Origin of the sequence: Bacillus thuringiensis (assembly GCF_001455345.1) — a bacterium.
Taxonomy (GTDB): Bacteria; Bacillota; Bacilli; order Bacillales; family Bacillaceae_G; genus Bacillus_A; species Bacillus_A thuringiensis_N.
On record NZ_CP013274.1, the window covers coordinates 3,706,665 to 3,722,726 of the forward strand.

The following is a 16,062-nucleotide window of genomic DNA, read 5'->3' on the forward strand; positions in this document are numbered from 1 at the left end:
ATAGGGAAGCTAAATGTATAATCTATCCCGCGTTATTATTATACAAAAAAAATAGAGAGGAGAATCTCCTCTCTATTTTTTACTTATGTTGTACAAACTTTACCATTAAGTTTGCGATTGTATGTTGCTCTTGTTCATCAGCAACTTTCCATAGCTCAGACAATAATTTCTCTTGATCGTTGCGCGCTTCTACTTCATTTGCTAAATAATCACCAACACGGAATGCCATGTCTGATACAGCACCACCATCAAGACCTTTTCCTGATGCTTGCTCTAAACGTTCTCCTAAAAAGCTCTTCCATTGATCAAAATTATCTAAAACTGACATGTGTAAGCACCTCACTACTTAGTAATAGAATCATGCTTAATTTGCACAGTTTTTTATTTTTTATGTAAGAATTTTTTTTAACAATGCCAACCGCCATTTACTCCAATAATTTGCCCAGTTATGTAAGATGCACCTGGTGATACGAGAAATGACACTGTTTTTGCTACTTCTTCTGGTAGTCCTAATCGTCCTAACGGAATCTCTTCAGCAATTTCATTCTTATCCTCTTCTGAAAATACACTTAACATTTCTGTTTCAATTGCACCTGGCGCCACCGCGTTAACTCTTAATCCACTTAATGAAACTTCTTTTGCTAAAGCTTTCACATATGAATTTTGCGCACCTTTTACCATCGAGTAAAGCACTTCACATGATGCACCAATTTGTCCCCATATAGACGAAACAAGTACAATATTACCGCTTCTCCGCTGAATCATAGATGGGAGTGCCATTGATAATAGTTTATAGATGCTCTTCACTTGAAGTTCTACCATATAATTCAATTCATCGTTCGTTACATCTGTTACGAGTCCAAAGATACTCTTCCCAGCTGCATATACGATAACATCAAGAGGGTGTTCAATTTGTGCCCACAATCGCTCCGCCCCGTCACTGGAAGCTAAATTCGCTTGAACAGGAATCACTTCACTCCATTCTTTCTGCAACTCATTCACTTTCTCTTCACTGTTATTATAATGAACATACACTGTATATCCATCTTGAATTAATTGTTTTGAAATAGCAGAGCCAATCCCTCCACTTCCCCCAGTTACTAATGCATACTTTTTCATAAAATTCCTCTCTTATCTCAACAAAATCTTTTTCTTATAAATAAATAATACCCTCATCTTACAATTTATCAATGATAAGATGAGGGTATTATTATGAAATCCTTTATTTTTTTGGTAAAACTTGACAAACACTCATTTTCTCTTCTGATAATAGTAATTGGGCTACTTCTTGTAAATCTTGAACCGTTAGACTCTCTAATACAGTCAATGCCTCAAACAGACTCGATTCATTAAACGCATATCGTGTAAATTGATTTGCAATATATTCCGGTGAATTCAAGGAGCGTAAAAAGCCACCTATTTTCTTTTTCTTTACTCGCTCTAGTGCTGCCTCATCTAATTGATCATAATTTGTGTTTAATAAAATACCTTTCAAACGCTCTTCCAGCTCATCAGGTTGCTTCGTATCGCCGCCAACCATTGCAAAACCGAAGTTATTCTCTTCCGTATAATCATACGAGAACGAATCATCAATGAGTCCTTCATTATATAAAGATTCGTAATGAACGGAACTTTTCCCAAATAAATAATCTAAAAGTAACGTAAGCGCAATTTCTTGTTTTAAAAGGGCTTCCCCTTTTTCTTTTAAGTTTGTCGCTTTAATACCGACTAAACATTTCGGTGTTTGTACAGGCATTGAAATAATTTTCTTCTTTTCATTTACCTCATCTGGTTCTTCTTCAAATGAACGCACTATTTCCGGTTGGTTTTTATAATCTTTTTTTGCTTGATTTTCACGTATCAAATCCATCGTTTTCTCTGGATCAATTGCACCTACAACAAACATCAACATATTACTTGGATGATAAAACGTTTCATAACATTCATATAGTAGGTCTTTCGTAATTTTACTAATAGACTCGATTGTACCTGCAATATCAATTTTAATCGGGTGCTTTACAAACAAGCTATCAATTAATCCAAAGTATAAGCGCCAATCTGGATTATCTTGATACATTTGAATTTCTTGCCCGATAATACCCTTCTCTTTTTCAACTGTTTTTTCAGAGAAGTAAGGCTCTTGTACGAAGTTTAACAATGTATTTAAATTTTGTTCTACATTTGATGTACATGAAAAAAGGTAAGCTGTTCTTGTGAAAGATGTGAAAGCATTTGCCGATGCCCCTTGTTTACTAAACAATTGGAAAGCATCGTGATCTTCTTTTTCAAATAGTTTATGCTCAAGAAAATGAGCAATCCCATCAGGCACACGAATCATTTCTTCTTTACCTAGTGGTACGAATGTATTATCCACAGAACCATATTTTGTCGTAAACGTTGCAAATGTTTTGTTAAATCCTTGCTTCGGTAAAATATATACATCTAATCCATTAGGAAGTTTTTCATAATAGAGTGTCTCTTTCAATTGCTCATAAACAATTTTCTCCATTTATTCTCCCTCCGTTCCATGTAAAAAGTAAATTGTATCTAGTTCAATATTTTTAGCAACTTTCACAATCTCTTCTTTCGTCACACTTTCAATGCCTGTAAGCCATTCTTCAACCGGACGCGTACGGTCTGAAATAATACCATGATACAGCATTTCCACAAATCCGCGTGGTGTATCAATTGCTTCTAATATTTGATTTTGAATGACACTTTTCGTTTGTTGCATCTCTTCTTCAGAAAAATCACCATTTTGCATTGCAAGCATTTGCTCTTTAATAATCTCTACCGCTTTTTCATAATTTTTCGCTTCAATCCCTGACATGACAAATAATAAGCCTTTATGACTTTCAAAGCGGGATGCTGCATAGTACGCTAAACTATTTTTTTCACGAACATTAACGAATAACTTCGAATGAGAAAATCCTCCAAACAATCCATTGAACAATTGCAGTGCAAAATAATCTTCGTCTTTATACGTAATAAATGTACGATAACCGATGTGTAATTTACTTTGTTTTAATTCTTGTTTTTCCACAACTTCTTTTTCTTCATTATTTCTCTTATGAAGAAGTACATTTCTTTCCCTTACAGGACGCGCTGAAATAGAAAAGTACTTACTTACAAGATCAACTGCGTTTTCTGAAATATCACCAATAATATATAGATCCATCTCATCTTCAGCTAACACTTTTTGATAATATTGATACAAACTTTCATTAGTAATAGAAGAAACACTCTCTTTTTTTCCATTTGCGCTTAAACGATACGGTTCTACTTTGCACATTTCTTCAATTAAACGCTCGTTTGCATAACGCATTTTATCATCATAAGTCGCTTCAATTCGTTGCAAGAGCGCTCTCTTTTCACTTTCTACAATAGAAGGTAAAAAACTGTTCCCCTCTGTTGCTGGATGTAAAACTATATCCGATAACATAGAAAGCGCTTTTTCAAATAACGGTGGTGCATCATGTAAATATACTTCATTTGCAATGTCTACATAAATAGAGATGATATGGTCTTCTCCCTTTTTACTCACATCTACCGCCAAAGAAGATCCGTATAATTCTTCTAAATATTGACGAAGACGAATTACAGAAGGAAGCTTTTCTGTCGCACTTTGCAATACGTATGGCAATAGGGCACGCTCTGTCACCGTCTCCTCATTTAAAGGTGCTTTAAAACGAAATACAAATGTATTTGTTTTATATTTATCAGTTGGAATAATATGTACTCGTAAACCACCTAACTCATGTAACTGTTGTTCCATCAGTTTCATTTATAGCCCTCCTTTACGTATATAGGAATATTCCTCTTCAATATACAGTTTTTAGAAATGAAAAATCAACTTTTCTTCCTCACTATACTTACATTAGCCCCTTTCTAAAAACTGTAATATGTAAGGAACATAGTAAAATTCCGTATTAAATATAGTCTATGTAAAAAAGCCCGCACTAATGTGCGAGCTTTTTTATACTTATCGTTTTCCTTTTTCATAAGGAGTTCCTAATGCTTTCGGAGCTTCAGAACGACCTACAAAACCAACAAGTGCTAATATTGTGAATACATACGGTAATATCGTTAATAAAACACTCGGAATTTGATCTAATACAGGAATTGTTCCACCTGTTACACTTAATGATTGCGCAAAACCAAAGAATAGCGCTGCACCTAATGCACCTAGTGGATTCCACTTCCCAAAGATCATAGCAGCTAAAGCTAGGAACCCTTGTCCTGTAATAGTTGCCCCTGAGAAGTTATTAGAAATTGACATTGCAAAAATCGCTCCACCAATCCCAGCAAACACTCCCGATATACAAACTCCGATATAGCGCATTTTATATACGTTAATCCCCATCGTGTCCGCTGCCATTGGGTGTTCACCAACAGCACGCAATCGAAGACCGAACGGTGTTTTATAAATAACATACCAAACAACGAATGCTAAAATAATGGCAATATACGACGTTATTGGTACGTTTGAGAAGAATATTTTTCCTAAAACCGGAATATCCGAAAGACCTGGAATGTCAATCTTTTCAATACGATACTGAATAAAGTCAGTTTGCCCTTTATCAAAAATCTTCTTAATTGCAAATACTGTTAAACCAAGAGATAAGAAGTTAATCGCTACACCACTTACAACTTGATCCGCTCGGAATGTAATAGAAGCTACCGCATGAAGTAATGCAAATAACCCACTACCAATTGCCGCAAATAATAATGCAATCCAAGGAGTCATCGTTCCCCAAGTATCACCCATTAATAAGTTTGTAACAACTCCAATAAATGCACCAAATAGCATTAGTCCTTCTAATCCTATATTTACAACACCCGATCGTTCACTAAATACACCACCTAGTGCTGTAAAAATTATAGGTGCTGATGTATATAACGTACCCGTCACAAGAATGGCTAATATATCTAAAAAGCTCATTTATTTCCCCTCCTTGCTCATGCGTGTAAGCGCCCATCTTAACACATAACTACATGCAACAAAGAAGATGATACATGCAATAATTACGTTAATAAGCTCTGATGGTACATCTGCCTCAAAGTTCATTTGAGGGGAAGCACTTTTTAAACCACCAAATAATAAAGCTGAAAGGATAATACCAAACGGATTGTTCCCTCCAAGTAAGGCTACGGCAATCCCGTCAAATCCTACTCCTGTAAACGAAGACATTGCTGTCATACTTTGGAATGTTCCTAATCCTTCCATCGCGCCACCAATTCCCGCAAATGCACCAGCAATTGTCATGGAGAATACTACATTACGAGAAACTTTCATACCTGCATATTGAGAAGCATGTTGATTAAAACCTACCGACTTTAATTCATAACCTAAAGTTGTTCGATCTAATAAGAACCACATTAAGATAGCTACTAAAATAGCCACAATAATTCCCCAGTGAAGGCGTGAACCATCAGTAATGGAAGCAAGCCAGTCTGAAGATAATGACGCACTCTCTTTAATATCGTATGTTTTATCATTACCCTCATGTAAAAAGCGCTTAATGATGTCATATGTTACATATAATGCAATATAGTTCATCATAATTGTTACAATAACCTCATTAACTTGAAACTTGCCTTTTAAATATCCAGGAATGAATCCCCATATTCCGCCCACTAATGCTGCAAATAAAATAGATAATGGAATGTGAAGAACAGCTGGTAGCGAAACTGCATAACCGAACCAAACCGCTGCAAGCCAACCAACTAACAATTGACCTTCTACTCCGATATTAAATAAACCTGTACGAAATGCAAACGCCACCGATAAGCCAGCAAGAATAAGCGGTATCATTGTACGAAGCGTTTCACCAATTGCACTTGAACTGCCGAACATTCCTGTCCAAAGTGCACTATAACCAACAATTGGGTCATAGCCACTAACTAACATTACAATTGCTCCGACAAGTAAGCCGAAAATAACGGATAGTACTGGGACTAAAATATTTATCGTTCGTTCTGTTAAAAGTTTTTTAGCCATTTGTACTCACCTGCTCCTTCTTTGTTCCTCCAGCCATTAACAATCCAAGCTGTTGTTCATTCGTTTCTTTCGCATCAACTATTGCTACAATTTCTCCTTCATAAATAACAGCAATTCGGTCACTAACATTTAAGATTTCCTCTAACTCTAGTGATAAAAGTAGTACTCCTTTTCCTTTATCCCTTTGTTCTATTAATCTCTTATGAATAAATTCAATTGCTCCTACATCTAAACCACGTGTTGGCTGTGCCGCAATTAATAAATCTGGATCACGATCTACTTCACGTGCAATAATTGCTTTTTGCTGATTTCCACCAGATAGAGCGCGTGCTAATGTTTGTTCGCTCGGTGTACGTACATCAAACTGTTCAATAAGCGCCTTTGCTTTTTCTGTAATTTTACTAAAATTCAAAATCCCTTTCTTTGAAAATGGATTTTTATAGTACGTTTGCAGAACGATATTATCTCTAACAGAAAAATCAAGAACTAATCCGTGCTTATGACGGTCTTCTGGAATATGACCAATTCCTTCTTCTGTGATTCTTCTAACAGGCCAATTCGTTATTTCTTTCCCTTTAATTGCAATAGAACCTGACTCAACTTTTCGTAAACCAGTAATTGCTTCTATTAATTCACTTTGTCCATTTCCATCAATCCCTGCAATACCAACAATTTCCCCCGCACGAACAGTTAAGTCAAGGCCTTTTACAGCAGGTAATTGACGCGCATCTTGAACAACAAGATTTGCAATTGAAAGTACCTCTTCTTTTGGCTTAGCGTCTATTTTTTCTGTTTTAAAATTCACTTGACGTCCGACCATTAATTCTGCAAGTTTATGTTCATCCGTATTTGCAACGTCAACCGTTCCAATCCCTTTTCCTTTACGAATAATCGTACAACGATCGCAAACTTCCATAATTTCTTTCAACTTATGTGTAATAAGAACAATAGATTTTCCTTCTTGCACAAGCTTTTTCATAATTTGAATTAGCTCATGAATTTCTTGTGGTGTTAACACTGCCGTCGGTTCATCAAATATTAAAATTTCCGCTCCGCGGTAAAGTGTTTTTAAAATTTCAACACGCTGTTGCATACCAACTGAAATATCCTGTATTTTTGCATATGGATCTACAGCTAAACCATATTGTTCAGACAATTTTTGAATTTCTTTAGCAGCTTCGTCAACAGCAATTTTCCCTTTTTTCTTCGGTTCGTTTCCGAGAATAATATTCTCTGTAACTGTAAAATTATGAACAAGCATAAAGTGCTGATGGACCATTCCAATACCAAGGTCATTTGCTATATTTGGATTTGTAATTTTTACAGGTTTTCCTTTAATTTTAATTTCACCTTGTTCTGGTTGGTACAAACCAAATAGTACATTCATTAATGTGGATTTCCCTGCACCATTTTCTCCAAGTAAAGCATGTATTTCTCCCTGCTTTACTTGCAGCGTAATATCATCATTCGCTACAATGCCTGGGAATACTTTCGTAATGTTATTCATCTCAATTACGTATTCCATTGTGTTCCTCCTTTTAACAGGGAACATTCCCCTATTACACTATTAACTTATTAAGCAATTCGGAAGTTTTATACATACAAAGGTTAGTTCTATGAACTAACCTTTGCTATTTCTCTATTTATTTTTTTAGAGAAGCTTCATATTCTTTATACTCTTTATCTGTAGCTGGTACTTTAATTTCACCAGCTGTAATTTTCTTTTCAAACTCTTCTACTTTTGTTAAGATTTCAGGGTTAACTTTTTTCACGTTGTCAGTTGTTTTTGCGATACCAACACCGTCATCTTTTAAGCCAAACGCTTCTATTTTACCGCCTTGTAATTTACCGTCTTTTGCTTCTTGTGCTACTTTTTCAACAGCGATATCTACACGCTTTACCATTGAAGTTAATGTTACGTTTTCAGGCATACCTTCTTGGTTTTGGTCACGGTCAACACCAATTACCCAAACATTTTCACCTTTTTTCTTACGGTTTTTCGCTTCAGTGAACACGCCGTTTCCTGTACCACCAGCAGCATGATAAATTACATCTACACCTTGACCATACATTGCTGATGCAAGAACTGTACCTTTTTCAGGTTTATCAAATGCTTCCGCATATTCAGATACAATTTCAATGTTTGGATTTACTGCCTTTGCACCAGCTTTAAATCCATTTTCGAATTTACTAATTAAATCACTCTTCATTCCACCAACAAATCCTACTTTATTTGATTTTGTTGACATAGCTGCTACCGCACCTACAAGGAATGATCCTTCATGATCTTTAAATGTAATACTTGTTACGTTCGGTGCATCTACAACCGTATCAACGATTGCGAATTGTTGTTTTGGAGATTCTTTTGCAACTTCTTTAATTGCACCTTCTAATTTATAACCAATTCCGAAAGATAAATCATACTTATCTTTTGAAAATTTCTTTAAGTTTGGAATATAATCTGCTTCTTTTTCAGACTGTAGGTAACGATAATTTGTCTTTTCTTTTAATCCATTATCTTTACCAAACTTTTTTAATCCTTCCCAAGAAGATTGGTTGAATGATTTGTCATCAACGCCCCCAACATCTGTAACCATACCCACTTTAAAATCTTTGTCACCCTTTTTGTCGCTACTTGCTTTATCCGAGTTACCACATGCACCTAAAACCGCACTTGCTGCTAATGTTAATGATAATAAAAGACCTGTTTTTTTCTTCATACTAGAAACCCCTCCTGAAATGAATTGTCTATTTTTTTATACGCTGCTGTCCCTAACTTCTTGCTGTCACCTCCCTAAAAAGGAACTCACCTACATACGTTTTCTTAGTACGTGGAAGCTAAACTTGTCAGCTCTAAAGTAATTGATAGAATATAAGATTGGCTCATCATTTTGATCATAGTGCATTTGTTTTAAAACTAGCAGTGCCGTTTCCGGTTCACATTCTAAAATCGGTGAGATTTTCGGATGATAGCCAATTGGCTCAATGTGAGCAACCGCATATGTTATGCGCTTATGCGTGTTATTATGTATCACCGTTAGTAATGATTCTTCATTATATCCCGATAAATCCGGCAATATTTCTTTTGCAAGTTTATCGATACAATATACAACAGGTTCCCCATCTGCTGTACGCACACGCTCAATCATTACTGCATTAAAACCATCTTCACTATTAAACTTCTCTTTTTCTTCTTCTGTTAAACTTGTTGTAGATGATGATAAAAAGATAGTTCCTGGTGTTTTCCCCACACTAGAAATCATATCTGTAATGCTAGAAAGTTGTTCAATCCCTGAAGAAAATAATGGCTTTGCATTTACAAATGTTCCTACACCATGTCTACGAATGACAACATTTTCTTCTTCTAAAATACGCAGTGCTTCCCTTAAAGTCGCCCTACTTACACCAAGCTCTTTCGCTAAATCAAACTCTGATGGTAACTTCTGTCTTTCTTTGTAAGCTCCATCTTTAATTTTTTCTTTGATGTGATCAATCACCCGTAAATATAGGTGACGACTATCGGATTTTACTGACATAAGACTCCCCCGCATTTCAATTATTCGACCTCTGATGTAAGACTTCTTTTCTCTTTTTTCAACTTACAACATAATAAAATTACTAAATACTAAAAATAAGCTTAATTGTCGAATAAATATTAATAATTTTTTAAGATGAAATTTTCACTCTTTACTGCATAAAAAAAACTTTGCACCATAAACATTCCTCATTTCGAGAAAAAGTTCGGCACAAAGATCTCTTACATCCTTTGTTACACACTTTTCCCCTCATAGTCTAGCAATTCATGGTTGCCAGGTAGAAACTTATGGACCTTATCTCCAAGATTATATGAGGCAGTGATTCTTTTCGAAGTAATCTTACCACTTGCTCCCATACGTGTCAACAAAATTTAACATTTTTCTACATTAAATATCGAACGTTCACAAAAAACCACATCAAAGTATTCGTATTCTAAAGAATCACTTTGAATGTAAGCCCTTTCTTAACTGCTGAATATAGTATATAACAAAACCAGCATATAAAAAAGCCTAATTGTAAAAACAATTAGGCTTTTTTTATGAACTTTTTTCTTGTACATCATTAATGAGCACTTCTCGTGGTTTACTACCTTCATACGGACCTACTACACCATTCATTTCCATTGCATCAATTAAACGGGCTGCTCGCGTATAACCAACTCTAAACCTACGTTGCAACATAGAAACAGATGCTGTTTGCATTTCCACTACGAGCTGAACTGCTTCATCATATAATTCATCTTCTACTTCCTGCTTTGTATCAGGAACATCTTGTGGGATCATATCTTCTTGATATTGCGCTTTTTGCTGGCCAATAACATATTCTACAACTCTCTCAACTTCATCATCTGATAAAAATGCACCTTGTACACGTACAGGCTTTGATGCACCAATCGGTATAAACAGCATATCTCCACGACCTAGTAGTTTCTCTGCACCACCGCCGTCAAGAATTGTACGAGAATCTGTTTGGGAAGATACAGCGAATGCAATACGTGATGGAATATTCGCTTTAATAACTCCCGTAATAACATCAACTGATGGACGCTGCGTTGCAATAATTAAATGAATACCAGCAGCACGCGCCATTTGCGCTAAACGCATAATCGCATCCTCTACATCAGACGAAGCAACCATCATTAAATCTGCTAACTCGTCTACAATTACTACAATATACGGTAATTCGGGCTGTTTCGCTTCTGATTGACTATTATGTTCTTTAATATAGTCATTATACCCTTCAATATTACGTGTACCACTATGAGCAAATAATTCATAACGACGTTCCATCTCACTCACAACTTTTTTCAATGCTTGCGATGCTTTTTTCGGATCAGTTACAACTGGCGTTAACAAATGAGGCACACCGTTATATACATTTAACTCTACCATTTTCGGATCAATCATCATTAATTTTACTTCATGTGGTTTTGCACGCATTAAAATACTAACAATAATACCGTTAATACATACACTCTTCCCGCTACCTGTCGCACCAGCTACGAGCAAATGGGGCATTTTATTTAATCGAGCTAATACAGCTTCACCTGTAATATCTCGTCCAAGACCAATTAACAACTTCTCTTCTGGATGATTATTAGCTTTAGAATCAAGAACTTCCCTAAGTGTTACCATAGAAACTTCTGAGTTCGGAACTTCAATCCCTACAGCTGATTTCCCGGGAATTGGTGCTTCAATACGGATGTCCTTTGCAGCTAAAGCAAGCGCTAAATCATCACTTAAACTGACAATTTTGCTTACTTTTACCCCCATATCAGGGTACACCTCATACTTCGTAACCGCAGGACCTCTATGTACTTTTGTTACTTTCGCTTTCACACCAAAACTTTGGAATGTACGTTCTAATTTACGAGCGTTCTCATAAATTTCCGCATTTTCATTTGTAACTTGTTTATTCTTTGGAAATTTCAATATATCAAGTGCAGGAAGCTTGTAATCTTTATTTTCTACATTTGAAAATTGCATAGGAGGTGCTTGCGTTTCCCCCTCTAGCGATTCAACGATTTTTTCTCCACGCTTTTTCTTCGGCTCTTCAATTGGCGGAGCCTCTTCGATAGACGGTGAAGTGATTAACTCTTCTTGCTCTACTTCAATTCGTTTATCCTCTTCTTCATTTACAGGATAATTCTCAGTGAAATTTGAAATAATTGGAGGATCAATTGAGATTTCTTCCATCGGCTCAATAATTTCTTCTTGTTCTGCAGCACGTTTGCTCCTTGTGCTTCTTGTTGTTTTTTTCTTTTCTGTTTGTTCAGCCGTTCTTTTGGCTCTCCAATCTTTATAATCCCCTTGCATCACTTGAAATTGACTTCTAAGAATTCTACCAACTGGAGCTAACACTTCTCCAATATGCTTATTTGTTATACAAAGTATACCGAGAATAACTAAAATAATACCAATGATATAAGCTCCTACTTCGTCAAACAAGAAGTAACATGTAGCAAACATAAGCGCACCAAACATGCCACCACCTAAATGAACACTATCTGGTCCTTTTTTCATTTCAAGAAAGAAATTATCTTTCGTACTCACAATAACAGAAGTATTTTGCACTGCCCCGTCTTTCGTAAGAAGGTTAAATAATGTAATATGGCTAAACATTAATATCGCCAATACTATTAAATAAAAACCAATTAACCGTTTATTTAATAGATTCGGCCATCCACGTTTTATAACGAACGAAACGGATAAAGCTATTACACCTAACACACCAATTATGTACCACTCACCAAAGAAGAAGCGAAAAAATAACACAAACGATTTCCCTACAACACCTAGCTGTAAAATCGTAATGATTGAAAGTGCAAAAAGAGTTAAACCGACGATTTCATAATACAAAGTTGGCTTTATCGTACGTCTTGCCTTTGCCTTCGTCCCTCTTTGCTTTTGTTTTGCCATTTCTTCACCTCGTGTTCTACATATAAGTAAAACCCCTAAAAAACTCCACTTATATGTCTGTTTTCTCTATTTTTTTCAGGTCTTTATATCTTCTATTTTTACACTTCTTGTAAAATGTTAAATAAACAGAAGAAAGCAGCCCTCTCATGGCTGCTCAACCGTCTTGTTTTTTATATTATACCATAGCTTCTAAACAAAATCCTTCTTTTTACTAAAAGGTTATTTGCTGGCCGGGCTCAAACTCTAAGTAGTGAAGCGGGTCCGTACTTAACACCCGCACAATCGAATAACCCCCACGTTCTTCTTCAGAAACCATTAATTCAACACCGTTTATATTTACGACTTTTTGACTTTCACATTGTGAATAATCAACTGGATACACAAGTTGCTCTGGCATAATTGTATATAAAATCATTGTAGCATTGTCCCTTCTGCACTATCATTCCCGCGAGCATCTATTAATTCGTTTAATTTTCGAATCGCATTTCCAATACCACCGACATCATCTATAAGACCATACTTCACTGCATCTCCACCAATTACATTCGTACCGATATCTCGCGTTAGATTCCCTTTCGCAAACATAAGCTCTTTAAAACGATCTTCCGTCACTTTCGAATGCTTCGTTACAAATCGAATGACTCTTTCTTGCATTTTATCTAAATACTCAAATGTTTGCGGTACACCTATAACAAGACCTGTTAGACGAATAGGATGAATTGTCATCGTCGCAGTTTCTGCAATAAATGAATAGTCCGTAGAAACGGCTATTGGTACCCCGATAGAATGCCCTCCACCCAGAACAAGTGATACCGTTGGCTTTGAAAGCGAAGCGACCATCTCAGAAATTGCTAGCCCTGCTTCAACGTCACCTCCGACCGTGTTTAATATTAAAAGCAAGCCTTCAATTTTCGGATTTTGTTCTATCGCAACAATTTGCGGAATAATATGCTCATATTTTGTTGTTTTATTTTGCGGCGGCAACTGAACATGACCTTCCACCTGTCCAATGATTGTTAAACAATGAATACGCGATTCATTCATTTGTGGTACATTCGTTTGTCCAAGCTGTTGAATTTTTTCCACTAATGAAGCTTCTTTCCCACCTTCTTTCGGCTCAGCCTCTTTCTCTTCATTTGTATAACGATCACGTTCTGTCATATCGCATCCCCTTTCACTCGTATATAACTATTATTTCTTAAGTTATAAATTTCATTCGATAGAGTTAAAAAAGAAAAAAGATCACCCGTAAAGGTGACCTTTTTTATACTTCCATAATAATCGGTAAAATCATAGGCTTTCTCTTCGTCTCTTCGTACAAGAATTGTCCTAATAATTCACGAATATTTTGTTTTAACATAGACCATTCAATTGAATATTCTTTAATTGATTGCTCAACAATCATACGTACAATCTCTGTAGATCTGTCAATTAACGCTTCGGATTCACGAACATATACAAAGCCACGTGAAATGATTTCTGGACCAGAGATAATTTTCTTTTCATCTTTACCAAGTGTTACAACAACTACTAATATTCCATCTTGAGATAACATTTTTCTATCTCGAAGAACGATATTACCAACGTCACCTACACCTAGCCCATCAATTAAAACATTACCAGCTTGCACTTTGCCAACTAAGTTTGCTTCATCGTCACCAAAAGCAATTACATCGCCTTTTTCTACGATAAAGATATTTTCTCTTGCAATACCTACATCTTCAGCTAAATATGCATGTGCTTTTTGCATACGAAACTCACCATGTACGGGTACAAAATATTTCGGTTTCATTAAATTTAACATTAGTTTTAATTCTTCTTGGCTACCGTGACCTGAAACGTGAACTTTTCTTTCACCGTAATAAATAACCTCAGCTCCAGCTCTAAATAACAAGTCAATAATTTTCGATACAGATATTTCATTACCCGGAATTGGAGAAGCCGCAATTATAACCGTATCACCTTTACGAATTGAAATCTGTTTATGAGCTTGCTTTGCCATTCTAGAAAGGGCTGCCATCGGTTCGCCTTGGCTACCTGTCGTTAAAATAGCTACCTTTTTCTCTGGGAAATTGTCTACTTCTTGTAGTGAAATAACCATACCCTCTGGAACATCTAAATACCCAAGACGTCTTGCGATATCTACCACTTTTACCATACTACGTCCTACAACCGCTACTTTTCGTCCTGTTTCAGCAGCTGCATCAAATACTTGTTGAATACGATGTACATTCGATGCAAATGAAGCAACAATAATACGTCCTTCTGCTCCGTAGAACACTTTAGAAATTTCTACACCAACTTCTTTTTCAGAACCTGTATAGCCTGGACGCTCAGCATTTGTACTATCAGATAGTAAGCATAGTACGCCTTCATTTCCGATTTGCGCCATTTTTCCAAGATCCGCTCCACTATTTCCAATTGGAGTTTGATCGAATTTAAAGTCTCCCGTATATACGATAGCACCTTTTGATGTATGGAAACAAACACCAACAGAATCTGGAATACTATGTGTCGTTCCAAAGAATGACACCGTTGTAGTATTAAACTCTACTGTTGAATTTGAATCGATTGTTTTTAAGTCTACGCGACCTAACATACCCGCTTCGCCCAGCTTTTCTTGTATAAGTCCTACTGTTAATTTCGTTGCATACACTGGAATAGATAATTTACGAAGTACGTAAACAATACCACCAATATGATCTTCATGACCGTGAGTAATAAATAAACCTTTTACTCGCTCTTGATTTTCCACTAAATATGTAATATCAGGAATAACGATATCAATTCCAAACATTTCATCTCCCGGGAACATTAATCCTGCATCTACAATAAAGATTTCAGAATCAATTTCAACACAGTACATGTTTTTCCCGATTTCACCTACTCCACCAAGAGCAAATACTTTAACAGACTCATTCTCTTTTCTCTTCATGTTGTTGCCTGGTTTAAAAATCTTTCAAACACTGATTTCACTAAAATTGCAGAGACACCAGGGGAAACTCTACAACCACCATATATTCACCGTCCAAGACGAATGTCCTTACCGTTATGCGATATCATGTCCTTGTTTATTTTTTAAACCAGGTTTCACCTCTCTTTCATTATATAAATCAAATATCTTATTCGATATGATATGAAAATGTAATCAAATTATAATTTTTACCAATTTTGCTAAGCATACCCGTACTAAGCTACTTAGCCATATTATACCTGATACAAGAAATAGAACACAAGTTAAATCGTGCGAAAGAAAAAGTAAAAGAACGGAATTATAACAAAAGTATCGAACGTATTTCCTTTATGTTTACTTCGATTTTATACTTCATATTATTTTGAAGAAATATCCATAAATACTAAATTAATTTCATAATATGGATTTTCAAGACTTATTTTTCTAGAATCGAACAAAAACACCTAAAAAATGTAGTTTTTGTTCGATTCCCATCACATTTGAGGCAATTTCTGCAATAAACAAAATCGATAGTTTATTACGTTTATACAAATGTTTATTCTAAAATAACTATGAATTTTTGCTTCCTTTAAAGGGGGACGATTATTTTCTTATACATGTTGCAATACATAATGAAGAAGCTGCTAAACAGG

General features: G+C 35.7%; 13 protein-coding genes and 1 riboswitch. All 13 genes read right to left on the reverse strand.

Annotated features, from left to right (window positions below):
- Positions 1-79 precede the first annotated feature (79 nt).
- Positions 80-328, reverse strand: a complete 249-nt coding sequence (locus tag ATN06_RS19175; RefSeq protein ID WP_000114455.1) for a DUF3243 domain-containing protein — start codon at positions 326-328, stop codon at positions 80-82.
- A gap of 77 nt (positions 329-405) precedes the next feature.
- The gene (gene ymfI / locus ATN06_RS19180) at positions 406-1,119 is read right to left on the reverse strand and encodes an elongation factor P 5-aminopentanone reductase (protein WP_060631952.1); all 714 of its coding nucleotides are present in this window, start codon (positions 1,117-1,119) and stop codon (positions 406-408) included.
- Positions 1,120-1,222: 103 nt separating this feature from the next.
- Complete coding sequence (gene yfmH / locus ATN06_RS19185; RefSeq protein WP_060631953.1) at positions 1,223-2,509, reverse strand: EF-P 5-aminopentanol modification-associated protein YfmH; 1,287 nt, start codon at positions 2,507-2,509, stop codon at positions 1,223-1,225.
- Positions 2,510-3,784, reverse strand: a complete 1,275-nt coding sequence (yfmF, locus tag ATN06_RS19190) for an EF-P 5-aminopentanol modification-associated protein YfmF (protein WP_060631954.1) — start codon at positions 3,782-3,784, stop codon at positions 2,510-2,512.
- 198 nt (positions 3,785-3,982) lie between these two features.
- Positions 3,983-4,942: an ABC transporter permease gene (locus tag ATN06_RS19195; protein WP_000008857.1), complete on the reverse strand. Its 960-nt coding sequence runs from the start codon at positions 4,940-4,942 to the stop codon at positions 3,983-3,985.
- Positions 4,943-6,001, reverse strand: coding sequence for an ABC transporter permease (locus ATN06_RS19200; protein ID WP_060631955.1), 1,059 nt, complete (start codon positions 5,999-6,001; stop codon positions 4,943-4,945). It lies immediately after the preceding gene.
- Positions 5,994-7,526 carry an ABC transporter ATP-binding protein gene (locus ATN06_RS19205; protein WP_060631956.1) on the reverse strand — a complete coding sequence of 511 codons (1,533 nt, stop codon included), beginning with the start codon at positions 7,524-7,526 and terminating at the stop codon, positions 5,994-5,996. The genes ATN06_RS19200 and ATN06_RS19205 overlap by 8 nt, the downstream gene beginning before the upstream one ends.
- Positions 7,527-7,644: 118 nt before the next feature.
- Positions 7,645-8,721: a BMP family lipoprotein gene (locus ATN06_RS19210; RefSeq protein ID WP_060631957.1), complete on the reverse strand. Its 1,077-nt coding sequence runs from the start codon at positions 8,719-8,721 to the stop codon at positions 7,645-7,647.
- Between the two features lie 90 nt (positions 8,722-8,811).
- Entirely contained in the window at positions 8,812-9,537 is a 726-nt protein-coding gene (locus tag ATN06_RS19215; RefSeq protein ID WP_000114176.1) for a GntR family transcriptional regulator, read from the reverse strand.
- Between the two features lie 232 nt (positions 9,538-9,769).
- A riboswitch (purine riboswitch) is annotated at positions 9,770-9,871 on the reverse strand.
- Between the two features lie 203 nt (positions 9,872-10,074).
- Complete coding sequence (locus ATN06_RS19220; RefSeq protein ID WP_060631958.1) at positions 10,075-12,456, reverse strand: DNA translocase FtsK; 2,382 nt, start codon at positions 12,454-12,456, stop codon at positions 10,075-10,077.
- 211 nt (positions 12,457-12,667) lie between these two features.
- Positions 12,668-12,871, reverse strand: a complete 204-nt coding sequence (locus tag ATN06_RS19225) for a YlzJ-like family protein (protein ID WP_060631959.1) — start codon at positions 12,869-12,871, stop codon at positions 12,668-12,670.
- On the reverse strand, positions 12,868-13,617 hold the full coding sequence (gene tepA, locus ATN06_RS19230) for a translocation-enhancing protein TepA (RefSeq protein ID WP_060631960.1): 750 nt from the start codon (positions 13,615-13,617) through the stop codon (positions 12,868-12,870). The genes ATN06_RS19225 and tepA overlap by 4 nt, the downstream gene beginning before the upstream one ends.
- Before the next feature lie 103 nt (positions 13,618-13,720).
- Positions 13,721-15,391 (reverse strand): ribonuclease J, encoded by a 1,671-nt coding sequence (locus ATN06_RS19235; RefSeq protein ID WP_060631961.1) that lies wholly within the window; start codon positions 15,389-15,391, stop codon positions 13,721-13,723.
- Positions 15,392-16,062: the final 671 nt, after the last annotated feature.

Excerpts from the sequence above, each read along its gene's own strand:
- ATN06_RS19200 (WP_060631955.1), bottom strand. The coding sequence starts at position 6,001 with ATGGCTAAAAAACTTTTAACAGAACGAACGATAAATATTTTAGTCCCA.
- yfmF (WP_060631954.1), bottom strand. The coding sequence starts at position 3,784 with ATGAAACTGATGGAACAACAGTTACATGAGTTAGGTGGTTTACGAGTA.
- ATN06_RS19195 (WP_000008857.1), bottom strand. The coding sequence starts at position 4,942 with ATGAGCTTTTTAGATATATTAGCCATTCTTGTGACGGGTACGTTATAT.
- ATN06_RS19235 (WP_060631961.1), bottom strand. The coding sequence starts at position 15,391 with ATGAAGAGAAAAGAGAATGAGTCTGTTAAAGTATTTGCTCTTGGTGGA.
- yfmH (WP_060631953.1), bottom strand. The coding sequence starts at position 2,509 with ATGGAGAAAATTGTTTATGAGCAATTGAAAGAGACACTCTATTATGAA.
- ymfI (WP_060631952.1), bottom strand. The coding sequence starts at position 1,119 with ATGAAAAAGTATGCATTAGTAACTGGGGGAAGTGGAGGGATTGGCTCT.
- ATN06_RS19220 (WP_060631958.1), bottom strand. The coding sequence starts at position 12,456 with ATGGCAAAACAAAAGCAAAGAGGGACGAAGGCAAAGGCAAGACGTACG.
- ATN06_RS19225 (WP_060631959.1), bottom strand. The coding sequence starts at position 12,871 with ATGATTTTATATACAATTATGCCAGAGCAACTTGTGTATCCAGTTGAT.
- ATN06_RS19215 (WP_000114176.1), bottom strand. The coding sequence starts at position 9,537 with ATGTCAGTAAAATCCGATAGTCGTCACCTATATTTACGGGTGATTGAT.
- ATN06_RS19175 (WP_000114455.1), bottom strand. The coding sequence starts at position 328 with ATGTCAGTTTTAGATAATTTTGATCAATGGAAGAGCTTTTTAGGAGAA.
- ATN06_RS19205 (WP_060631956.1), bottom strand. The coding sequence starts at position 7,526 with ATGGAATACGTAATTGAGATGAATAACATTACGAAAGTATTCCCAGGC.
- ATN06_RS19210 (WP_060631957.1), bottom strand. The coding sequence starts at position 8,721 with ATGAAGAAAAAAACAGGTCTTTTATTATCATTAACATTAGCAGCAAGT.
- tepA (WP_060631960.1), bottom strand. The coding sequence starts at position 13,617 with ATGACAGAACGTGATCGTTATACAAATGAAGAGAAAGAGGCTGAGCCG.